Source organism: Mycobacterium vicinigordonae (genome assembly GCF_013466425.1).
GTDB lineage: Bacteria > Actinomycetota > Actinomycetes > Mycobacteriales > Mycobacteriaceae > Mycobacterium > Mycobacterium vicinigordonae.
The window spans coordinates 5,264,013-5,283,340 of record NZ_CP059165.1 but is presented as its reverse complement, the minus strand read 5'-3'; the positions used below and the strand labels follow the sequence as shown (position 1 = coordinate 5,283,340).

Annotated in this window: 15 protein-coding genes; 5 read left to right on the top strand and 10 right to left on the bottom strand. The window is 64.5% G+C overall.

From position 1 onward, the window contains the following. Positions 1 to 2: 2 nt before the first annotated feature. The 4 genes from H0P51_RS23515 to H0P51_RS23495 form a co-directional block, all read right to left on the bottom strand. Complete coding sequence (locus H0P51_RS23515) at positions 3 to 2,294, bottom strand: serine/threonine-protein kinase PknD (RefSeq protein ID WP_180915231.1); 2,292 nt, start codon at positions 2,292 to 2,294, stop codon at positions 3 to 5. 337 nt (positions 2,295 to 2,631) lie between these two features. Next, positions 2,632 to 3,756, bottom strand: a complete 1,125-nt coding sequence (gene pstS / locus H0P51_RS23510) for a phosphate ABC transporter substrate-binding protein PstS (protein ID WP_180915230.1) — start codon at positions 3,754 to 3,756, stop codon at positions 2,632 to 2,634. Positions 3,757 to 3,909: 153 nt separating this feature from the next. Further along, entirely contained in the window at positions 3,910 to 4,821 is a 912-nt protein-coding gene (gene ku, locus H0P51_RS23500; protein ID WP_180915228.1) for a non-homologous end joining protein Ku, read from the bottom strand. Positions 4,822 to 4,903: 82 nt separating this feature from the next. Beyond that, positions 4,904 to 5,818, bottom strand: a complete 915-nt coding sequence (locus H0P51_RS23495) for a carbohydrate kinase family protein (protein ID WP_180915227.1) — start codon at positions 5,816 to 5,818, stop codon at positions 4,904 to 4,906. A gap of 103 nt (positions 5,819 to 5,921) precedes the next feature. Between H0P51_RS23495 and H0P51_RS23490 the strand changes: the two genes are divergently transcribed. After that, positions 5,922 to 6,440 carry a class I SAM-dependent methyltransferase gene (locus H0P51_RS23490; RefSeq protein WP_180915226.1) on the top strand — a complete coding sequence of 173 codons (519 nt, stop codon included), beginning with the start codon at positions 5,922 to 5,924 and terminating at the stop codon, positions 6,438 to 6,440. On the opposite strand, the gene H0P51_RS23485 is transcribed toward H0P51_RS23490, so the two are convergent. Then, positions 6,410 to 7,060 (bottom strand): TetR/AcrR family transcriptional regulator, encoded by a 651-nt coding sequence (locus H0P51_RS23485; protein WP_180915225.1) that lies wholly within the window; start codon positions 7,058 to 7,060, stop codon positions 6,410 to 6,412. The genes H0P51_RS23490 and H0P51_RS23485 overlap by 31 nt on opposite strands. 216 nt (positions 7,061 to 7,276) lie before the next feature. Here H0P51_RS23485 and H0P51_RS23480 point away from each other — a divergent pair, with 216 nt between their 5' ends. The 3 genes from H0P51_RS23480 to H0P51_RS23470 all read left to right on the top strand — a co-directional run bounded on the left by H0P51_RS23480 (position 7,277) and on the right by H0P51_RS23470 (position 13,344). Then, the gene (locus H0P51_RS23480) at positions 7,277 to 8,824 is read left to right on the top strand and encodes a PPE family protein (RefSeq protein ID WP_180915224.1); all 1,548 of its coding nucleotides are present in this window, start codon (positions 7,277 to 7,279) and stop codon (positions 8,822 to 8,824) included. 183 nt (positions 8,825 to 9,007) lie between these two features. Continuing rightward, positions 9,008 to 11,275: an ATP-dependent DNA ligase gene (locus H0P51_RS23475; RefSeq protein WP_180915223.1), complete on the top strand. Its 2,268-nt coding sequence runs from the start codon at positions 9,008 to 9,010 to the stop codon at positions 11,273 to 11,275. Between the two features lie 140 nt (positions 11,276 to 11,415). After that, the gene (locus H0P51_RS23470) at positions 11,416 to 13,344 is read left to right on the top strand and encodes a fumarylacetoacetate hydrolase family protein (RefSeq protein WP_180915222.1); all 1,929 of its coding nucleotides are present in this window, start codon (positions 11,416 to 11,418) and stop codon (positions 13,342 to 13,344) included. Between the two features lie 22 nt (positions 13,345 to 13,366). On the opposite strand, the gene H0P51_RS23465 is transcribed toward H0P51_RS23470, so the two are convergent. Further along, a complete protein-coding gene (locus H0P51_RS23465; RefSeq protein ID WP_180919189.1) occupies positions 13,367 to 14,278 on the bottom strand; it encodes a class I SAM-dependent methyltransferase in 912 nt (303 codons plus the stop codon). Between the two features lie 77 nt (positions 14,279 to 14,355). On the opposite strand from H0P51_RS23465, the gene H0P51_RS23460 reads away from it, so the two are divergent. Continuing rightward, on the top strand, positions 14,356 to 15,171 hold the full coding sequence (locus H0P51_RS23460) for an enoyl-CoA hydratase/isomerase family protein (protein ID WP_425488912.1): 816 nt from the start codon (positions 14,356 to 14,358) through the stop codon (positions 15,169 to 15,171). A 3-nt stretch (positions 15,172 to 15,174) separates the two neighbouring features. On the opposite strand, the gene H0P51_RS23455 is transcribed toward H0P51_RS23460, so the two are convergent. The 4 genes from H0P51_RS23455 to H0P51_RS23440 all read right to left on the bottom strand — a co-directional run bounded on the left by H0P51_RS23455 (position 15,175) and on the right by H0P51_RS23440 (position 19,313). Continuing rightward, the gene (locus tag H0P51_RS23455) at positions 15,175 to 16,044 is read right to left on the bottom strand and encodes an LLM class flavin-dependent oxidoreductase (RefSeq protein WP_180915221.1); all 870 of its coding nucleotides are present in this window, start codon (positions 16,042 to 16,044) and stop codon (positions 15,175 to 15,177) included. Between the two features lie 88 nt (positions 16,045 to 16,132). Further along, positions 16,133 to 16,900, bottom strand: coding sequence for an STAS domain-containing protein (locus tag H0P51_RS23450; protein ID WP_180915220.1), 768 nt, complete (start codon positions 16,898 to 16,900; stop codon positions 16,133 to 16,135). A gap of 353 nt (positions 16,901 to 17,253) precedes the next feature. Then, on the bottom strand, positions 17,254 to 18,432 hold the full coding sequence (locus tag H0P51_RS23445) for a DUF4873 domain-containing protein (protein WP_180915219.1): 1,179 nt from the start codon (positions 18,430 to 18,432) through the stop codon (positions 17,254 to 17,256). After that, positions 18,408 to 19,313 (bottom strand): AurF N-oxygenase family protein, encoded by a 906-nt coding sequence (locus H0P51_RS23440; protein WP_180915218.1) that lies wholly within the window; start codon positions 19,311 to 19,313, stop codon positions 18,408 to 18,410. Before H0P51_RS23440 ends, H0P51_RS23445 begins: the two co-directional genes overlap by 25 nt. Positions 19,314 to 19,328 lie beyond the last annotated feature (15 nt).

The following is a 19,328-nucleotide window of genomic DNA, read 5'->3' as shown; positions in this document are numbered from 1 at the left end:
CTTTACTTCTGGGGCTGTGCGAGCCGCAACACCCTGCCGTTGCCGCGGTCGGCGACGTAGACGTTGCCCTTGTTGTCCACCGCGACCGACAACGGGGTATTCAGGCCGGTGAACGGGAGTTCTTCGCTGGCCGAACCGCCGGCGGGCAGCTTCACCACCACGTTGTTGTCGTGTTCGGTGACGTAGACGCTACCGGCGCCGTCGACCGTGATTCCCCACGGTGCGCTCAGGCCGGTGAACGGCAGCTCGCGCTGATTGGTGGTGCCGGCGTCGAGTCGCAGCACCCGGTTGTTGTCGGTATCGGTGACATAGATGTTGCCGTCGGCATCCAGGGCCACGCCGTCTGGATTCTTCAGGCCGCTGAACGGAACTTCTACCTGCGCGGTGGAATTCGGCGCCAGCTTCAACACCCGGTTGTTGCCGCGGTCGGCGACATAGACATTGCCTTGTGGGTCAACCGCGACACCTTCGGGGTAGCTGAGGCCATTGAACGCCAGCACCACTGGCTTGTTGGAGCCGGGTGCCACCGACACCACCCGGTTGTTGAAGTCGCTGACGTAAACCGTGCCGTTGCTGTCGACCGCGATGCCCTGAGGTTCGTAGAGTCCGCTGACCGGCATGACCGTCGGCGAACTGGACCCTTGCGGCAATGTCACCACTTTGCCGTACATGGTCTGATTGGTGACGTACACCGTCCCGCTGGCGTCGACCGCGACCCCGCCCGGCGCGAATCGGAAGTTGAAGTCTTTGAAGGGCATCACCTGCTGGCCCTTCGCGTCCGTCGGATTACCGTTGTCGTCTTTGGAGCCGAAGAGCAGGAAACCGGTCACCGCCGCGACGGCCAGCAGCACCGCGGCCACAATGGCCCCGATGATCAGCGGCTTACGCGACTTTGCCGGCGGCGGGCTGGCCGCAGGTGGTTGGCCCTGGACAGGTGGGGCGCCGGGTGGGGCACCAGCACCCGGCTGGCTGGCCCAGCCAGCAGCTGCGACCGGGGCAACCTGGGTCCACTGATCGGAGTTTTGGCCAGGCTCAGAGCGCCATCCGCCAGCGTTCTGCGGCACCGGATGGGCCACGGTCTCGCCGCCGGTCGAGTACTGCGCCGACCCGACCATGGTTTCGCCCCCGGTGGGGTACGGCGGCACCGGCGTGCGCGCGGTCTGGTCGTCGGTGGGGTATGGCGGTGCCGGCGTGCGCATCGTCTGGTCTCCGGAGGCGTACGGCGGGACGGGCGTGCGCATCGTCTGGTCTCCGGAACCATAGGGCGGAACGGGGGTCCGCATCGTCTGGTCCGCGGAGGCGTACTGCCCGGCCGGAGGTTGCGCCGCAGCCTGACCTGACGGCTGTCCACTTTGGCTGTTCCACCCGCCGGCCAGGCTCGGATCGACGACGGGCGCGATCAGTGTCTGATTGTCACCCTGCCGCAGGATCGTGGCCTCTTGGCGCTGCTCGGGCGTGGTAAGCGCGTCGTGAGCAGCGGCGGCGAGGTCTCCGGCGGTCATGTAGCGCTCGTTGGGGTTTTTCGCCATGCCTTTGGCGATCACGTGATCGAGCGCCTCCGGAACCCGGCCCGGCCGCAGCACACTGGGCCTCGGGACGGGTTCCATGAGGTGCGAGGCGATCAACCGTTCGACGCTGTCCGCCCGGTAGGGCGGCGCCCCGGTCAAACATTCACCCAGCACGCAGGCCAGTGCGTAGATATCTGCCCGGTAGGTGACTTCGTCGCCGGTGAACCGCTCCGGGGCCATGTAGTTGTAGGTGCCAACCGCCATCCCGCTCTGCGTGAGACTTGGGTCCTGGGCGGCCCGGGCAATGCCGAAGTCGACCAGATAGGCGAAATCGTTGGCGGCGATCAAAATGTTTTCCGGCTTCACGTCGCGGTGCGTGATCCCACTGGCGTGCGCGGCGTCTAGCGCCGCAGCAATCTGACGGACGATGGCCACCGTCCGGGCCGGGGTGAGCGGGCCGTACTGCGTCAGCATAGAGCGCAGCGAGACTCCGTCGATCAGGCGCATCTCCACGTAAAACTGCCCATTGATCTCGCCATAGTCGTGGATCGGGACTACGTGCGGTTCGGTCAGCCGTCCGGCGATGTCCGCTTCGCGCTGCATGCGGGCAACGAAGACCGGATTGCCCGAATACGCCGTCGAGATCAACTTCAGCGCCACCACGCGATGCTTGCGGGTGTCCTCGGCCTCGTAGACCTCGCCCATGCCGCCGCGTCCGATCAGGCGCACCAACTGGTAGGGCCCAAATTGCGACCCCACCCGCGATTCCGACCCGGTGTTGGTCACCGTCGACGCTCCCTTCGACCGGAAATCCGATGCCGCATCCGGCAGCGGTTACCTCCGACGGCCACGGTGCCGCGGCGCCGAAACAGATGTTTAACACACGGTAAATCCTCGCGGAGTGGGCACACAACCAAATCCCACGACTCGGCGTGAATTTTGAATCACGAGTCCGTAACGATGCCCGACACCGCTGCCATCCAGTGTACCGGGTGGGCGCATTCGGCTACTTCGAAAATCATTGACGTGTTTAGACATTGGCGAAGCGGTTTGGTCGACATAGTGGAACTGACCGCTGCGCAACGTGCCGGCTGCCTGCTGGTATGGCTACTATGACTGCCGGTCATCCGATTGCATTGACGACAGGTATCAACTTCTTCTGCAATGAGTCCGGCAGCGGAATGTAACCGTATTCCTGCAAGCCAATCTGGCCGTCGCCAATTGTGGCTTGCATGAAAGCCTTTACCGCCTGGCCGGTGGGGGCGTCGGGATATTTGGAGCAGACGATCTCGTAGGTCACCAACACGATGGGGTAAGAGCCGGGCTGAGTCGGCCGATAGAACGACGAGGTGTTCACGACGAGGTCGTTCGGTTCGGTTCCGCCGCTGAAGGTTGCGCCGGCGATGGTCTTGCCGACCGACTCCGGGCTGATCGACACGGCCTCGGGCCCGGCCGAGGTGATGATCTGAGCCTTGTTCAGCTGGTGGCCCTCTGCGAAAGACCATTCGTTGTAGGTGATCGAACCGTCGGTTGCCTTCATCGCCTGTGACGTGCCGTCGTTGCCGGCGGCGCCTTCACCGACACCGCCATTGAACACCTGGCCGGCGCCTTTGCCCCAAGCGCCGTTGGAGGCCGCGTCCAGGTACCTCTGGAAGTTGTCGGTGGTGCCGGACTTGTCTGAGCGGAAGACCACATGGATCGGGGTTGGAGGCAAGTTCACCCCGGAGTTGAGCGCTTTGATCGCCGGATCGTCCCACTTGGTGATGCCGCCGTTGAAGATCTTCGCAATCGTGGGTCCGTCCAAGTTGAGCGAGCTGACGCCGTTGATGTTGTAGGTGACCGCGATCGGTCCGAACACCACCGGAATATCCCAGGCTGACGAGCCGCAGCGCGCTCGTGCACTATCGGGTTCACCCTTTTCCTGATTCATCGGGGAGTCGGAACCGGCCAAGTCGGTCTGGCCGGCGATGAAGGCCGCCATACCGGCGCCGGATCCGTTGGCCGCGTAGTCCAGTGTGTGGCCGGGGCAGGCATGGATGTACGCGTAGACGAATTGCTCCATCGCGTTTTTCTGCGCGGTGGAGCCACCGGCCAGGATCTTCTTCTTGCCACCGCAGTCCACCGGGACGACAGGCGCTGCACTCGATCCCGACGACGACGTATTGCCCGAATTGCCGCCACAGCCCGACATGGTCAAAGCCGCAACGACAAGCAGGCTGAGTACGGCGCCAGATCGACCGAATTTCACGGCGACTCCTCTGAATAGTCGGCAGCACGATGAGCATAGGTGAACAACCACTCCATAGGAGTTGAACACACGATAGGAGTTGAACACACGATAGGAGTTGAACACACGATAGGAGTTGAACACACGATGCTCATTTGCTAAAGCCCTAGCGGGTCAGGATTTTTTCGCTATTGCCTTCTTGGCAGCTGCGTTTTTCGCCGGTGCCTTCTTGGCGGGGGCTCTCTTGGCCGGCGCCTTCTTCGCGGCGCTCTTCTTCGGCGCTTCCGCTGCGCCACCCGATCGTGCTTTCACGCTGGCCTCCAGCTTGGCCAGCAGGTCGGACACGTCTTCCGACTCGTCCAACTCCGTCGGCTGCTCCTCGACCGTAAATGCCTCGCCACCTTCGAGTTTCGCCTCGACCAGCTCTTGCAACTGTTCCTGATAGGTGTCGTGATAGCGGTCCGGGTCGAAGTCGTCGGACATCGACTCCACCACTTGGCCGGCCATCTTCAGTTCGGCCGGCTTGATCTCCACTTCCTTGTCCAGCACCGGAAAGTCGGGGTCGCGGATCTCGTCCGGCCACAACAACGTGTGGATCACCATCACGTCGCGCTTGCCGAAGTCCTTGACGCGCAACGCGGCCAGCCGCGTCTTGCTGCGCAGCGTGAAGTGCACGATCGCCATCCGATCGGTTTCAGCGAGCGTCTTGGCTAGCAGCACATACGATTTCGAGGATTTCGAATCGGGCTCCAGGAAGTAGCTGCGGTCGAACAGCATCGGGTCCACCTCGCTGGCCGGGACGAACTCCAGCACTTCGATCTCGCGGCTGCGCTCTTCGGGCAGGGTGGCGATGTCGTCGTCGGTGATCACCACACTCTTGCCGTCGTCGGACTCAAATGCGCGGGCGATGTGGTTGTATTCGACGACCTCTCCGCACACCTCACAGACTCGCTTGTAGCGGATGCGTCCGTTGTCCTTGTCATGCACCTGATGGAATTTGATGTCGTGGTCCCCGGTGGCGCTATACACCTTGACCGGAACGTTTACCAGGCCGAAAGCGATCGAGCCCTTCCAAATGGAGCGCATTGCGTCAGTATGCCCGCTTATGCACTGGTTATCCGCGAACGTAATCAGGCTGCGATGTGACGCTGCCCGGCGGGTGCTGGCGTCATGTACGTCGGAACTGGCTCAGCTCGGCGCGATTGGGCATATCGGCACCCCCACGCGTGACCACCAGCGCGGACGCCGCGGCGGCGACCTCCAGGACCGAGCGCAACTGGTCGGGCCCGATCCGGCGCAGCCGGCTGCGGCGGTCACCGCCGAACAGCTCCAGTCTCCAGAGGGTGTCAAGCATCCCGACCATGAAGGCGTCACCGGCGCCGACGGTGTCGACCACCGTCGCGGGATAGGACGGCATGGTGACCTCCCCGGCCGCGCACAGCCCCAGCGCTCCTCGCTCGCCCATGGTGAGTGCGACGATCGCGGGCCCGGACGCCAGCCAGCCGCGCGCGGTGTCCAGTGGCGACCGCTCGGGTGCAAGCCACCGCAGATCCTCGTCGCTGACCTTGACGATGTCGCTGCGTTGGACGAGCTTGTCGATCCGGCCTCGCGCCTGGTCGCGATCGACGATCAGCGAAGGCCGGATGTTGGGATCGAAGGTGACCGTTGCCGACGCGCGGTAGGCGTTCAGCAACGCGGCCACCGCCAGGCAACCCGGCTCGCGCACCGCGGCTATGGATCCGGTGTGCACGAATAGCGGCGGCGGTACCGGCGGCGTGCCGTCGAGGCGCCAATCCAGATCGAAGGAATAGCTCGCCGAGGAGTCCGTGGCCAGAGTGACCACCGCGGTGGGTGTGCGCTGCGCCGCAACACTTCCCGAAATAAGCCGAGCCCCAGCATGTTCGACGTACTCCGCGATGTGTCGTCCGCGATCGTCGTCGCCGAGGTGCGTCAGTAAGTCGACACCGCGACCTAGTCGCGCCAGCCCGACGGCGACATTCAGCGGACTGCCGCCGACCCGCTCCGGCTGGCCGCCGACGATATCGATCAACGCCTCGCCGATCACCAGCCCCCGCGAACTCATGGGCTCCAGCGTTCCAGACTTGGCGCCCTGGCGCTTAGCGCGTCGCGGAACAAGGCAGTGCAGACGATCGGGTTGCCACGAACACGAACCGTATCGTGGCACCGTGATCTCGAATCGGGTGAAGTTCATGTTCGGCGCCCAGGTACTTGAGTTCTACAATCCAAAGATCGCTGGTCGTCCGCATGAGCGGGTTGCCGAACTTATCGGCGTAGCTGGCCGGCGAATCTTGGAGGTATGCGCGGGTTCTGGCTACTTGTCACGCCGGTTCACGCACGTGTCGGCCGCGCGGATACCATTCCCCGACAACACCTTTGATGCCGCCATTTCATGTTATGGACTGCATGAGATATCCAGTTGCGACCGTGCTCTGACCTACGCCGAACCAGCGCCGGTGGTGCGGCCCGGTGGTCGGGTGATTGCGGCGGATTGGGATGTGCCCGAGCGCGGTGGCCGAACTGTTGAGTTCGTCATCAGGATGGTTGCGAAGCCGGATGCCCTGGAGGTGCTCGGCGACGGTATCGTCGACGCACTGCGCGATGTCGGGTTCAACATCGTCTCACATGATCGGGCGCAGAGTCCGGCCTTGCCTTTTCAGTTGGTTGAAGCGGTGCTGGAGTCGTAGCCTGTTGCGGCGCTTGATGTGTCGTCGCCGCTTTGGATACCGGTGGTATGCAGGATGCCGTTGAGGCACGAGCGGATGACGTAGCTGAAGTAAGCGTCGGCGTCCATCTCGGTATCGGCCAGGCCATGTTTTGCGTATACCCCCAGAGCCTCCTGGCGGCGGCGTTCGATTTCGGCCACCTGACGCGAGCGGTCGCGACGGTTCTCTTCCGCGGCCGCTACGCTCATGACGATCAGTGCGACGGTGGTGCATGCCATCATCGCGGCCTCGGCACTGCACCCCCGATTGATGAGCGAGCTGATCTGGCCGGCAATCAACGCCTCGCCGGCCGGCCCTCGGGGGAATAGAACTTGGACATAGCTGGACAGGCCCGGATTGGCGAGCAGGAAACCACGAAACTGCTCGGCAGTCGCTACCAGATGCTCGGCAACATCGTGCGTGGGATTGTCGACTAAGCGCAGTTCCGACAAGATGCGCTCGCCGACCAGCGTTTCCAGGCCGAACTTTCCGCCGACGTGCCGGTATAGGGCAGCCGGACTCACGCCCAGTTCGGTTGCGACGGCTGCAACGGTGAGGTCTCGCAACCCGATGCCCAGGCCGATCCGCTCGATGTCTGCCACCGAGATCCGCGCAGGGCGGCCGACCGCCCGTTTAGGAGACATCCGTCACTTTCCTCGCCCACTCTTACAATTTGTTAAGGGCATCACTATTCTGGCTTCAGCGGACCCACCCGGGGCAGCTCCCGCGACCTGATACGGCCTTTGAGAGGCGGGGCGCAAGCGCGTGGAGTTGTCCTTCATTCTGCAGATCACTCGTACATTGTGGCGGGTTGTCCGGTGACCGCGTCGCTGTGGATGGCCGCACCTCCCGAAGTGCACTCGGCGTTGATCTCGACTGGTCCCGGGCCGGCGGCACTGGTCGCGGCGGCAAGCGCGTGGAATTCTCTGAGCGCTGAGTATGCCGCTGCAGCAGCTGAATTGGCGGCGCTGCTCACGCAAGTCCAAGCCAGTGCATGGGCTGGACCGGCCGTCGAGCGATATGCGACCGCCCATGTTCCCTACTTGGCGTGGCTGACTCAGGCCAGCGTTGACAGTGCGGCCCGCGCCGCCGAACATGAAGCCTGCGCCGTGGCCTACCTGGGCGCATTGTCGACCATGCCCACATTGGCGGCCCTTGCCGCCAATCACGCCACTCATGCGGCGTTGGTGGCCACGAACCTCTTCGGGATCAACACCATACCGATCGCGCTAAATGAGTCCGATTACGTTCGGATGTGGGTGCAGGCCGCCACCACGATGAGTGTGTACGACTACGTCACCAACTCCGTTCGGGCAGCCGCCCCGCGCAGCATCGCGGCGCCTTCGATAATGAACAAGCTGGTCGGTGAGGAGAATTCGGCGGCCACCTCCATGCAGACCGTCGCTTCGGATCGGGCCGCCAATTCCGCTGCGGCATTGGAGAACTCGAACTTCGTCACCGCTTTGTTGAGGTACTATGCCGACACCCTCGAACAGATGTTTGCTCCGATCGTCGAATTCCTGCAAAACCCGGTTGCCAACACCCAGCAGCTGATCACCGACTTCCTCACCGATCCCCAGACGGCATTGGTGACGTGGTGGCCGTTCTTATACGCAGTCGCCTACAACCTGTTCACTTGGCCCGTCGGATCGACGACCTGGGGGCTCATCTACTCAGCACCTGCCTGGATTCCAACCCTGATCACCTTGGGTGCCGTCGGGCTCAGCGAGTTGTTGTCGCATGCGTTCGCACCCGCCGAGGTGCCGGTCGCCATACCCGCCGGGGACAACGCAGTTGCCACCGCGCCACCGCGCACCGACCACCTGATCGGGGTATCCGGTGTGGTGGAATCCCTGACACCCACGCCGACAGGGACGTTGGCTTCGCCCGCGTCGATGACAACCACAGCCACGGCGAGCCCGACGCCCGTCGGCGCCGATTTTGCCGGTTACGCCGTGCGTGGCGACTACCCCGACGAGGGCTGCGGCCCCACCCTCACCGAGGACACCGGTGCGAAGGAGGCCGCCGCAAACCTGGCAGCCGCTTCGGTCGGTCAGGCTGCCTGCGCGAGCGAAAAGAGCCGGGCCCGGCGGCGGCGGGGCACCACATTCAAGAGCCGCGGTCACCGTGACGAATACTTGACGATGGACGCCGGACCCGTCGTCGACTCCGACGGTGTGCCGCCGCCATCGGCCACCGCCTCGGGCCGCAACGCCGGCGCATTTGGTGTCAGCGGCGGCTTCCCTGGCACCGAAGGAATCCAGCAGGACGCCGAGGCAACCGGACTGATGACCATCGACGGTGACCCGTTCAACGACAACCCCGCCGCACCTGCGCTCCCCACCACCTGGCGAGGCGGCCTCTGAAGCGACAACGATTGGCTGTGTTCTCTTGCCGACAAGATTGGCGCGAAGGCAATCAAACTGGAGTGCGGAAGGCGTCGGGACTTTCCCGTAGCTCTCGCCAGCGTCGCCCTTCAAGAGAACTTCCGAGCTACCCGTCCGCTGAGGGTACGAGATGGGCGTTGCCGGCAGGACTACGTTGGCCGTATGGGTTCGGCACCGGAGCAGCGGGTCAAGCTGACCAATGCCGATAAGGTGCTCTATCCGGCGACCGGGACCACCAAGGCCGATATCTTTGATTACTACACCCGGATCGCCGAGTTCATGATCCCGCACATTGCCGGGCGGCCGGCGACGCGCAAGCGCTGGCCCAACGGAGTTGACAAGCCGTCGTTCTTCGAAAAGCAGCTGGCGTCGTCCGCCCCGGATTGGCTGCCGCGGGCCAGCGTCACCCACCGGTCCGGGACCACCACCTACCCGATCATCGACAGCACCGACGGACTGGCCTGGATCGCCCAACAGGCCGCACTGGAAGTGCACGTGCCGCAATGGCGATTCGTCGCGCAGTGGACGCGCGGCGGTGAAAGTCTCGCGCCCGGCCCGGCCACCCGGCTGGTATTCGACCTGGATCCCGGCGAGGGCGTGGCGATGGCCCAGCTGTCCGAGGTGGCCCGAGCCGTGCGGGACCTGATGGCGGGCATCGGGCTGATCACCTACCCGTTGACCAGCGGCAGCAAGGGCCTGCATCTGTATGCGCCACTGGACGAGCCAGTCAGCAGCCGGGGGGCCACCGTGCTGGCCAAACGCGTTGCCCAGCAACTGGAGAAGTCGATGCCGAAACTGGTCACTTCGACGATGACCAGGAGCCTGCGGGCTGGCAAGGTGTTCCTGGACTGGAGCCAGAACAACGGCTCGAAGACCACCATCGCGCCGTACTCGCTTCGTGGCCGCGAGCACCCGACCGTCGCCGCGCCCCGCAGTTGGGCCGAACTCGACGACACCCAATTGAGCCAGCTGCGCTACGACGAGGTGCTGGCGCGGGTGCACCGCGACGGTGACCTGATCGCCGCGCTCGATCCCGCAGCACCCGACCCCGACCGGCTGACAAAGTACCGCAGCATGCGCGACGCGTCGAGGACCCCCGAACCGGTTCCAAAGTCTAAACCTGAAGCTGGACAGGGCAATACGTTCGTCATTCAAGAACATCACGCCCGTCGGCTGCACTACGACTTCCGGCTGGAACGCGACGGGGTCCTGGTGTCGTGGGCAGTGCCGAAGAACCTGCCCGAGACCACCTCGGTCAACCACCTTGCGGTGCACACCGAGGACCACCCGCTGGAATACGGTGGCTTCGAGGGCGAAATTCCCAAGGGTGAGTACGGCGCCGGCAGGGTGGTCGTCTGGGACTCGGGCACCTACGAGGCCGAGAAGTTCAACGATCACGAGGTGATCGTGAACCTGCACGGCCATCGAATTTCAGGACGGTATGCGCTAATTCAGACCAACGGGGACCAATGGCTGGCGCACCGGATGAAGGAACAGAAGATATTCGACTTCGACGGGCTGGCTCCGATGCTTGCCACGCACGGGTCGGTGACCACTCTGACGAAGGGACAGTGGGCATTCGAGGGAAAGTGGGACGGCTACCGGCTGTTGGTAGACGCCGAGCACGGAGTTGTCCGGCTGCGATCCCGCAGCGGACGTAACGTCACCAAAGAGTTCCCCCAACTTGCTTCTGTGGCTGACGCATTCGCGGATCACCATTTGGTGCTGGACGGGGAAGTAGTGGCCTTGGACAAAGCCGGCGTGCCCAGCTTCAACGAACTGCAGAACCGGGTCCGTGCCACACGTATCGAATTCTGGGCATTCGACCTGCTCTACCTCGATGGCCGATCGCTGTTGCGGGCTAAGTACGCCGACCGGCGCCAGTTGCTGGAAACTTTGGCCAGCACCGGCGATCTCATCGTCCCGCCGCTACTGCCCGGCGACGACGGAGCGCACGCCCTGGAGTACTCGCGCAAGCATGGCTGGGAAGGCGTGGTCGCCAAGAAGCGCGACTCGACCTACCAGCCGGGCCGCCGTTCGGCCTCCTGGGTCAAGGACAAGCATTGGAACACCCAGGAAGTCGTGATCGGCGGCTGGCGGGTCGGCGAGGGCGGACGCAGCAGCGGTATCGGAGCGTTGCTGATGGGCGTTCCGGGTCCCGACGGCCTGCAGTTCGTCGGCCGGGTCGGCACCGGGTTCACCGAACGCGAACTGTCGGACCTGAAGAAGACCTTCAAGCCGCTGCACACCGACGAATCACCCTTCGGCGCCTCACTTCCCGCCCGCGAGGCGAAGGGGGTCACGTTCCTGCGTCCGACGCTGGTGGGCGAGGTGCGCTACGGCGAATGGACTCCGGACAACCGGCTGCGGCAGTCGAGCTGGCGCGGGCTGCGGCCTGACAAGAAGGCGAGTGAGGTGGTGCGGGAGTAGCAGAGGTAGGCGGGGCGTACGCACGAACTGCCTTCCAGGCACCGTTAGTGGAACTCCCGGATCATGGCTGGAAGTGCGCAGTTATCGAAATGCTGCACCTGGAACAGGTCCACGGAAATGGAATCTGATAAAAGTCGAGAATGAAATGGGTGACGTATCGAGGCGCTGACGGCGTGCGCGTCGGCGTGCTCAACGGCGAAACGATCCACCCGCTTCCGCGGGGCACGACATTGCTCGAGCTGATCGCGAGCGGCGGTCTGCGCGAGGCCGGCGAGCGGGCGCTTGCATCCCCCGATTCGACCGTGGCGCTGAGCGAGGTGACCCTTGCGGCGCCCATCGGGCGTCCTCCGTCGATCCGCGACACGCTGTGCTTTCTGGACCACATGCGCAACTGCCAGGAGGCCACCGGCGGCGGGCGCGTGCTAATGGACACCTGGTACCGCATCCCGGCGTTCTACTTCGCCTGCCCGGCAACAGTATTGGGACCCTACGACGACGCTCCGATGGCACCCGGAAGTGCCTGGCAGGACTTCGAGTTAGAGATTGCCGCGGTGATCGGGACCACCGGCCAGAATTTGACCGTCGAACAAGCCGAAGAGGCCATCGTCGGCTACACGATCTTCAACGACTGGTCCGCCCGCGACCTGCAGATGCTGGAGGGGCAGCTGCGGATCGGGCAGGCCAAGGGCAAAGACAGTGGCGTCACCCTGGGCCCGTATCTGGTCACCGCCGACGAACTCGAGGCCTATCGCCGCGACGGGAGGCTGCACCTGCGGGTGACCGCGCGGGTCAACGACACCGTCATCGGCTCGGGCTCCACCGGGACAATGGACTGGACCTTCGCCGAGGTGATCTCCTACATCTCGCGCGGGGTCACGCTATACCCAGGCGACGTGATCGGATCCGGCACGGTGCCGACCTGCACGCTCGTCGAGCACCTGCCCAAAGGCGATGCGTTCCCGGGCTGGCTGCGCGCCGGGGATGTGGTCACGCTGCAGGTCGAAGGTCTGGGCGAGACCCGGCAAACTGTGCGGGCCACCCCAGCGCCGTATCCGCTTGCGCCGAGGCCGAATCCGGCCTTTGAAAACGGCGCGCCCCGCGTCAATCGGGCCCCGGGCAAGGTGCCCTACACCCGCGGCCTGCACCAGGTCGCCGACCGGGTATGGGCCTGGACGTTGCCCGACGGCGGATACGGTTGGAGCAACGCAGGTTTGGTCGCCGGCGCTGGCGGTTCCCTATTGGTGGACACCCTATTCGACCTGGCGCTGACCCAGGAGATGTTCGACGCGATGCGGCCGATCACCGACTCCGCGCCGATTACCGACGCCCTGATTACCCATTCCAACGGCGACCATACGCACGGAAACCAGTTACTGGACAGCAACGTTCGCATAATTGCAGCTGCCGACACCGCCGCGGAGATCGCCCACGAAGCCGGCGTCGACCGATTGGTCGGCATCCAGACTGCCGACTTGGGCCCGGTCGCGACGACGTTCGCGCGAGACCGGTTCGGGGCCTTCGATTTCAGTGGCATCACCCTGCGCAACGCCGACCAGACGTTCCAGCGCGAGCTCACCATCGAGGTCGGTGGGCGACGGGTGGACCTGCTGAACCTGGGACCCGCGCACACCGCCGCCGATTCGGTGGCGCATGTGCCCGACGCCGGGGTGCTGTTCGCCGGGGACCTGCTGTTCATTGGCTGCACGCCGATCGTGTGGGCCGGACCGATCGCCAACTGGATCGCAGCGTGCGACACGATGATCGCGCTGGATGCGCCCATCGTTGTCCCGGGGCACGGCCCGGTCACCGATCCCGACGGAATCCGGGCAGTGCGAAGCTATTTCGTGCACCTCACCGAGCAGGCTGACGAGGCGCACCGCAAGGGACTCACGCTGGCGGAGGCTGTCGACGCCGTCGACCTGGGCGAGTACGCATCCTGGCTGGACTCCGAGCGCGTGGTGGTCAACATTTTCCGGCGCTACTGCGAACTGGACCCCGACACCCCGCAGCCGGACTTGCTCAGCTTGTTCGCGATGCAGGCCGAGTGGCTGGCCAAACGTTCGGGCTGACCGTGCGCAGCGGCCTTGCGCTTCAGGGCGCCGACGCGCGCACGAACCTGATCGCGTTGGCCTGGCCTTGGCGCGCGAAGTCGTCGAGCGGAGCGAACCCGGCGCCGCTGAAGAGATCGCCGAGATCCGATGTCACCGTATTCCACCCGCGCGCCCACAGGTGCGCCGCGACGTCGGTGTGCTCGCCCGGATAGGTCAGGCTGGCGATGTCGAGGTCCATACCGAGTTCGCGCCACCGGTCGGTCATGTGCTGCGCCTGCTGCTGGGTTTGCGCCGACTGTCCGGCAACCTGACCGTAGTCGGCAGCCAGGCGGCTGCCCGAATCGCTGAGCGAGACGATGTTGTCCAGCAACCGCAGTTCAGCGTCCTGCGGCAGGAATCCGATCAGCAGACCCTCGGCAAGCCAGGCCGTTGGGCGCTCGATGTCGAAACCGGCGGCCAGCAGCGCTGCCGGCCAGTCGTCGCGCAGGTCGATGCCGACGGTGCGATGCTCGACGCCCAGTGTCGCGCCGATTTTGGCCAGGGTCGACGTCTTGAACTCGATCACCTCGGGCTGGTCGATCTCGTACACGACGGTGCCTGCCGGCCACTGCAGCCGGTAGGGGCGCGAATCCAGCCCAGATGCCAGGATGACGATCTGCTGCAGGCCGGTGGCTCCGGCGTCGGCGAAATAGTCGTCGAAGAACTTGGCGCGTGCAGCGAACGTGTCGACCATGCGTGGGAAGCCGAGCTGGACGTCGGTGGGCTCGATCTCGCCGGCCGCGATCCGGGTGAACAGGTCCAGGCCTACGGCGCGGACCAGTGGTTCGGCGAACGGGTCGGTCACCACGGGGTTAGGCCGTCGGGTAGCGGCTGCCCGCGCGGCCGCGACCATGGTGGCCGTGGCTCCCACACTGTTGGCCAGGTCCCATGTGTCGTCGTCGGCGCGCGCCATGTCTGCTCCCTCGATACCGGTGAGTTTCACCGTATGCCCGCTAACTGAACGTTGCCTGAGTCGCTTACGGTTCACAGATGGCATCCGAACCCGCGGTGACGCTGGAGACCGTCGAAGACGGCATCGCCCGCCTCACCCTCAATCGGCCCAGGTTGTTGAACGCCATCGACGGAGCGCTGATCATGGCCACCGACCACGCCCTGGACGTGCTGAGCCGCGGCGAGCACCGGGTGGCGATCTTGACCGGCGCCGGACGGGGGTTCTGCGCCGGGGCCGACCTGAGCGGCACCGGCGAGGCTTGGACCGACGTCAGGCCGTCGACCCCGCGTTTCAAAGTCAGCTACGACTCCCAGGTGCGACTGGCCGAGCTGTTCATCCGACTCTACGAACTGCCCATCCCGGTAATCGCCGCCGTCAACGGCGTGGCCGTTGGAGGCGGATTGGCGTTCGCGTTGCACTCCGACATCCGGATTGCCGCGCAACACGCTCGCTTCGGTTCGGCGTTCATCAAGGCCGGCTTCTCGTCGATGGACATGGGCACCAGTTATCTGCTGCCCAAGATCGTCGGCGCCGGTACGGCCCGCGAACTGATGTTGACCGGGCGGATGATCGACGCCGACGAGGCCTACCGAATCAAGCTGGTGCACCAAGTGGTGGCGGCCGAAGACCTGATGACCGCGGCCCTGGACAAGGCGCGAGAAATCGCCGCCAACAACGCTTTCGGCGTGTGGCAAACCAAGATTGGCCTCAACGCCGCGCTGGATGCGCCGAGCCTGCGGCACGCCATCGAGATCGAGAACCGCACCCAGATTTTGACCGGCTTCACTAACAATCCGGCCGAAGCCGCCATGGCGCACCGCGAAAAACGGACACCCAACTGGGATTCGCTGTAGGCGTTAGACTTTCGCAATCACCTGGTCGGCGAATTTCTCCAGCAGGTGGATCTTCTTGCCCAGTGGGTCTTTGTCGGGCCCGATGATGTAGGGCCAACGAAAGCCCACGATGACGTCGGTGACACCTTTGTCTTCGAGCCGCTTGATGCCGTCGGCAGTGTAGGCGTCCGTGGAGATGACATGAATCTCGAACGGGTCCTTCCTGCCCTCGTCGTCGCGAAACTTCTTGACTCGGGCAATAAGTCGGTCGAGTTCTTCGTCGGAAGTGCCGCCGCCGTGCATCCAACCATCGAGGCGCGCGGCGCGCCGTAACGCTGCGTTGGCATGGCCACCCACCAGGATCGGGATTGGCTGGGTAGGAGACGGGCTCATCTTCGTCTTGGGAATGTCGTAGAACTCGCCGTGGAACTCGAAATATTCTCCGGTGGTAAGGCCCTGGATGATCTCGATGCATTCGTCCATCCGCTTGCCGCGCTTGACGAATGGGATACCCATCAGCTCGTAGTCCTCCGGCCACGGACTGCTGCCCACGCCCAGGCCCAGTCGGTTACCGAACATCGCGGCCAGCGATCCGGCCTGCTTGGCCGTCAACGCCGGATGCCGCACCGGCAGCTTCAGCACGAAAAAGTTGAACCGCAGGTTTGTCGTCACCGCGCTCAATGCCGCTGCCAGAACGAACGATTCGACGATCTCCTTCCCGTCCAGAAACTCGCGGCCACCGTCGGGGGTGTACGGGTACTTGGAGTCGGACTCGAACGGGTACGCGAGGCTGTCGGCGATCGTCATGCTGTGGTAACCGGCGGCCTCGGCTGCCATGGCCAGCGGAATGTAGAACTGCGGGTCGGTCAATGACTCAGCGTAGCTGAACCGCACGTCGTCCCTGCTTTCGTCAGAGGGGCACCTCAATCGAGGTTAGAACGTGTTCCAGTTCGGCCCGCATGGGACCCGTCGAACTAGTGCGTTACAGCTGGTTCTCCGGGCCGATGATCGCCCACACCGTCTTGCCCGACGACGTTGGTGTGCTTCCCCAAGCGCGGCACAGCGCGTCGACAATGGCCAGGCCGGACACATCGATCCCTTTCGGTGGCGACGTCAACCGGACGGCGGCGGCGTTGCTGGTGTCGGAAACAGCGATGGTCGCCGTCTGGCCGTCGCACTCAATCCGCATTATCGGGTCGCTTCCGGTGTGCTCCAGCACGTTCTCGACGAATACGTTGACCACCACCAAGGCGACTGGGATCAGTCCCTGTTTCGACCAGTTGGTGAGCCATTCTCGGACCAGCTGGCGCGACTCCCGCAGGCTGGACAGGTTGGCCGGCAGCTGCGCCTGCGCGTGCTGCAACTTGCGCCGCCCGAGCCGGGTGACGGCCTTGAGGGCGCCCTTCTCGGTCGGGTACACGGGCATAAACCGGGCAGCGCCGCTGCGGGTAATCGCGTCGCGGGCCGCGCGGTTAGCCGATACGAGCACGATGGGGACATCCGGACGGGAATTCATGTGCCATCGCGCACTGACTAACGCTGCCGACCACATCGTCTCATCGGAAACCTGCAGAGCACTGACGTCGACGACAACCGCGGCCGGCACGTCGAGCGTCGCCTTGGTGACGCTGTCGCGCAGCTCGGCTGCGTTGCTGGTGTCCAGCACACCGTCGGCGGTCAACACCACCACACCTTGCTCAGTGCGCGCCGTGAGGGCCACGGAACCGGGGGTCTTGGCCACCGCGCTCATTCCAGCTCCTCGAACTTCTGCCCCGTCGTCAATTCCTTCAGTGGTGCCGCCTCTGCCCTCGGCTGAGATGTATTTTCGGACAAATTGTCCAATTTGTGAAAGCGAAGGCCGCTTTGCGCGTGTCGTCCACGCCCGGGCGCGATGGATACGCATCACAATTCCGCCCCCGTTGGAGCCGAGCCAAACCCCTATACATCACCACGCCGAACTCGCCGTTCTCGCTGGTCGCCTACTGCGCAGCGCGCCCGTCGCGCGCACCCCATACAGTCCTACCCCGCTTCGCGCGCGGTCAATCTCCCGAGTGGGAATAACCACACCACGGGCGTTTCAATCCAAAGGGAGTAGCGGGACGCTCAGCGCGGGTACGGCGGCGCACCCATCCCGGCGACCGAGTGGGTGCCCCACGGCGTCTTCTCAACTATGCGAGCGGGCGCACTGCGCTGCCCGATGCGCAGTGTGCCCGCTCGACTCGCCTTCAACGAGTCGTCCGGCAGGACGTCGAATGCGGTTCCCTGCCAGTGGTAGTTGCCGTCGAGCGGATCGAGGTGACCGGTCAGTCGGACGCGTACCGGATGGCGGGTGCCGTTGATCTCGAGTGTGGCGGCACCGTCGTAGGTGTCTTCGTACTCGGGCGCGCCAGAGGAGAGTTCGAAAGTTTCGAACGCCCCGGTCGGCGCGGGTGTCGAGATCGGCCCCAAGTGGGCGCGTTCGTTGAACACCTGCTGGCTGGAGCGGCGCACCTCGATGCGCCGACTGCCGGTGCGCTGCATCTCTGCCACGCAGTGCGCGATGTAGCGCGCCTGGGTGGGGATGTCGGGGCCGACGAGGACGAAGTAGTTGGGGAAGCCGTGGACGGCTACCCCGGCGAATGGCTCCATGCCGCTTTGCCAGGCCTCCCGCAAGCTGCGCCCACCCACGCCGATCAGCGTCTCGTCGACGGTCGCGAAGCCGGTGCCGTAGACGATCGCGTCGACACCGTGCTCGATGCCGTTGTGGGTCCGGATGCCCGTCGTCGTGATGGCAGTGACGGCAGATCCGATTTCTGGGCCCGGATCCGGCCGGCGGCGAAGCAGGCGGCGCGTTGCGCGGGTGGTCCAGCGGGGCATGTCGGTGACTACCCGGCGCGGGGCAAGGGGAAAGACGGTCACCGAGCGCGCCGATTCGATCAGTTGGCCGAGGCGATGGCCGGCCCACGAATCGGTGCCGAGCACCGCAACGCGCTTTCCATCCGGGTGAAAATACCGGTCCCAGTCCGCCGCGTGGAAATACTCGCCTCGAAAGTCGCTGCGGCCATCGATATCCGGTATCCACGGGGTGAATCGCGTTTGATCCGTGGCGATGACGACGCGGGCTTGCACCGGCGCTTGGTCAGTGTGCAGGGTCCAGGAATCGGTGTCTTCGTCGAATTCCGAACGCAGCACGGCCCGCTCGAGAGTTACAACGTCGGTGACACCGGCTTGTGCGAGTGCAGTCTCGATGCCGCGGGCTCCGGCACCGACGATTACGGTCACAGAAACCTGCTGCGTTTCCATGCCCTGCGGCCGATCCTGCCCATCAGCCCGACCTCGGTCAAAAACGCTGCCAACGGTGCGAAGCCGGTGACCTGTACCTCGTGGCGGTGCGGGCTGGTGCGCGCCAGGCGCTTGGCCCGCTTGACATCCAGCCCGGTGCGGGCGTACGGCACCGGATTGCTGAACAGGTAGTTGAAGAAGTAACCACCGAGCCCGTTGATGTTGGCCATGAACCACCGGTTCATCCGGGGCATCTCGGCCACCCGCTTGCGCGCCCCGTCGCGGGCGAACTGAATGTGGCGAGCCTCTTCGGTGACGTGGATCCGCATCAGTCGCTGGATGATCGGCTGCAGTTCCGGATCGTCCATCATCTGCCGTTGCAGCGAGTCGAAAATCTCCTCGCCGATCAGCGCCGCCACCCACAGCATCGACCCGCGCTGAAACGCCAAGGGCAGCAGGTTGATCACCCAACGGTGAAACCGCCTCGGCCGCACCGGTTTTGCGCCGACCCGCTCGATGGCTTTGCCGAACATCACCATATGACGGGTTTCGTCGCCTAATTCGGTCAGCTTGTAATGCGTCGAGCGGCTGGTGGGGTCCTCGTGCAGGATGGTGCGCAACAGCGACTGGTTGAGCATGTTTTCGAACCAGATCCCGGCCGAGAGAGTGTTGACCAGTTCCTGGCGGGACAACTCAATCTGCTGTTCGCGGGTCATCTCGTCCCACATCGGCGTGCCGTACAGCGACACCAGCCGCGGTGGAAGAAAGAAGCGGTCCGGGTCTAGTGGGGCATCCCAGTCAATGTCGACGACGGGCTCGTAGGACTTCTTGATCGAGCCCTTCAGCAGGCGTTCGGAGAATTCTTCGCGACTCGGTCCACTTGGTCGCACGGCAGTGGTCATCGTTACCGTCCCTCC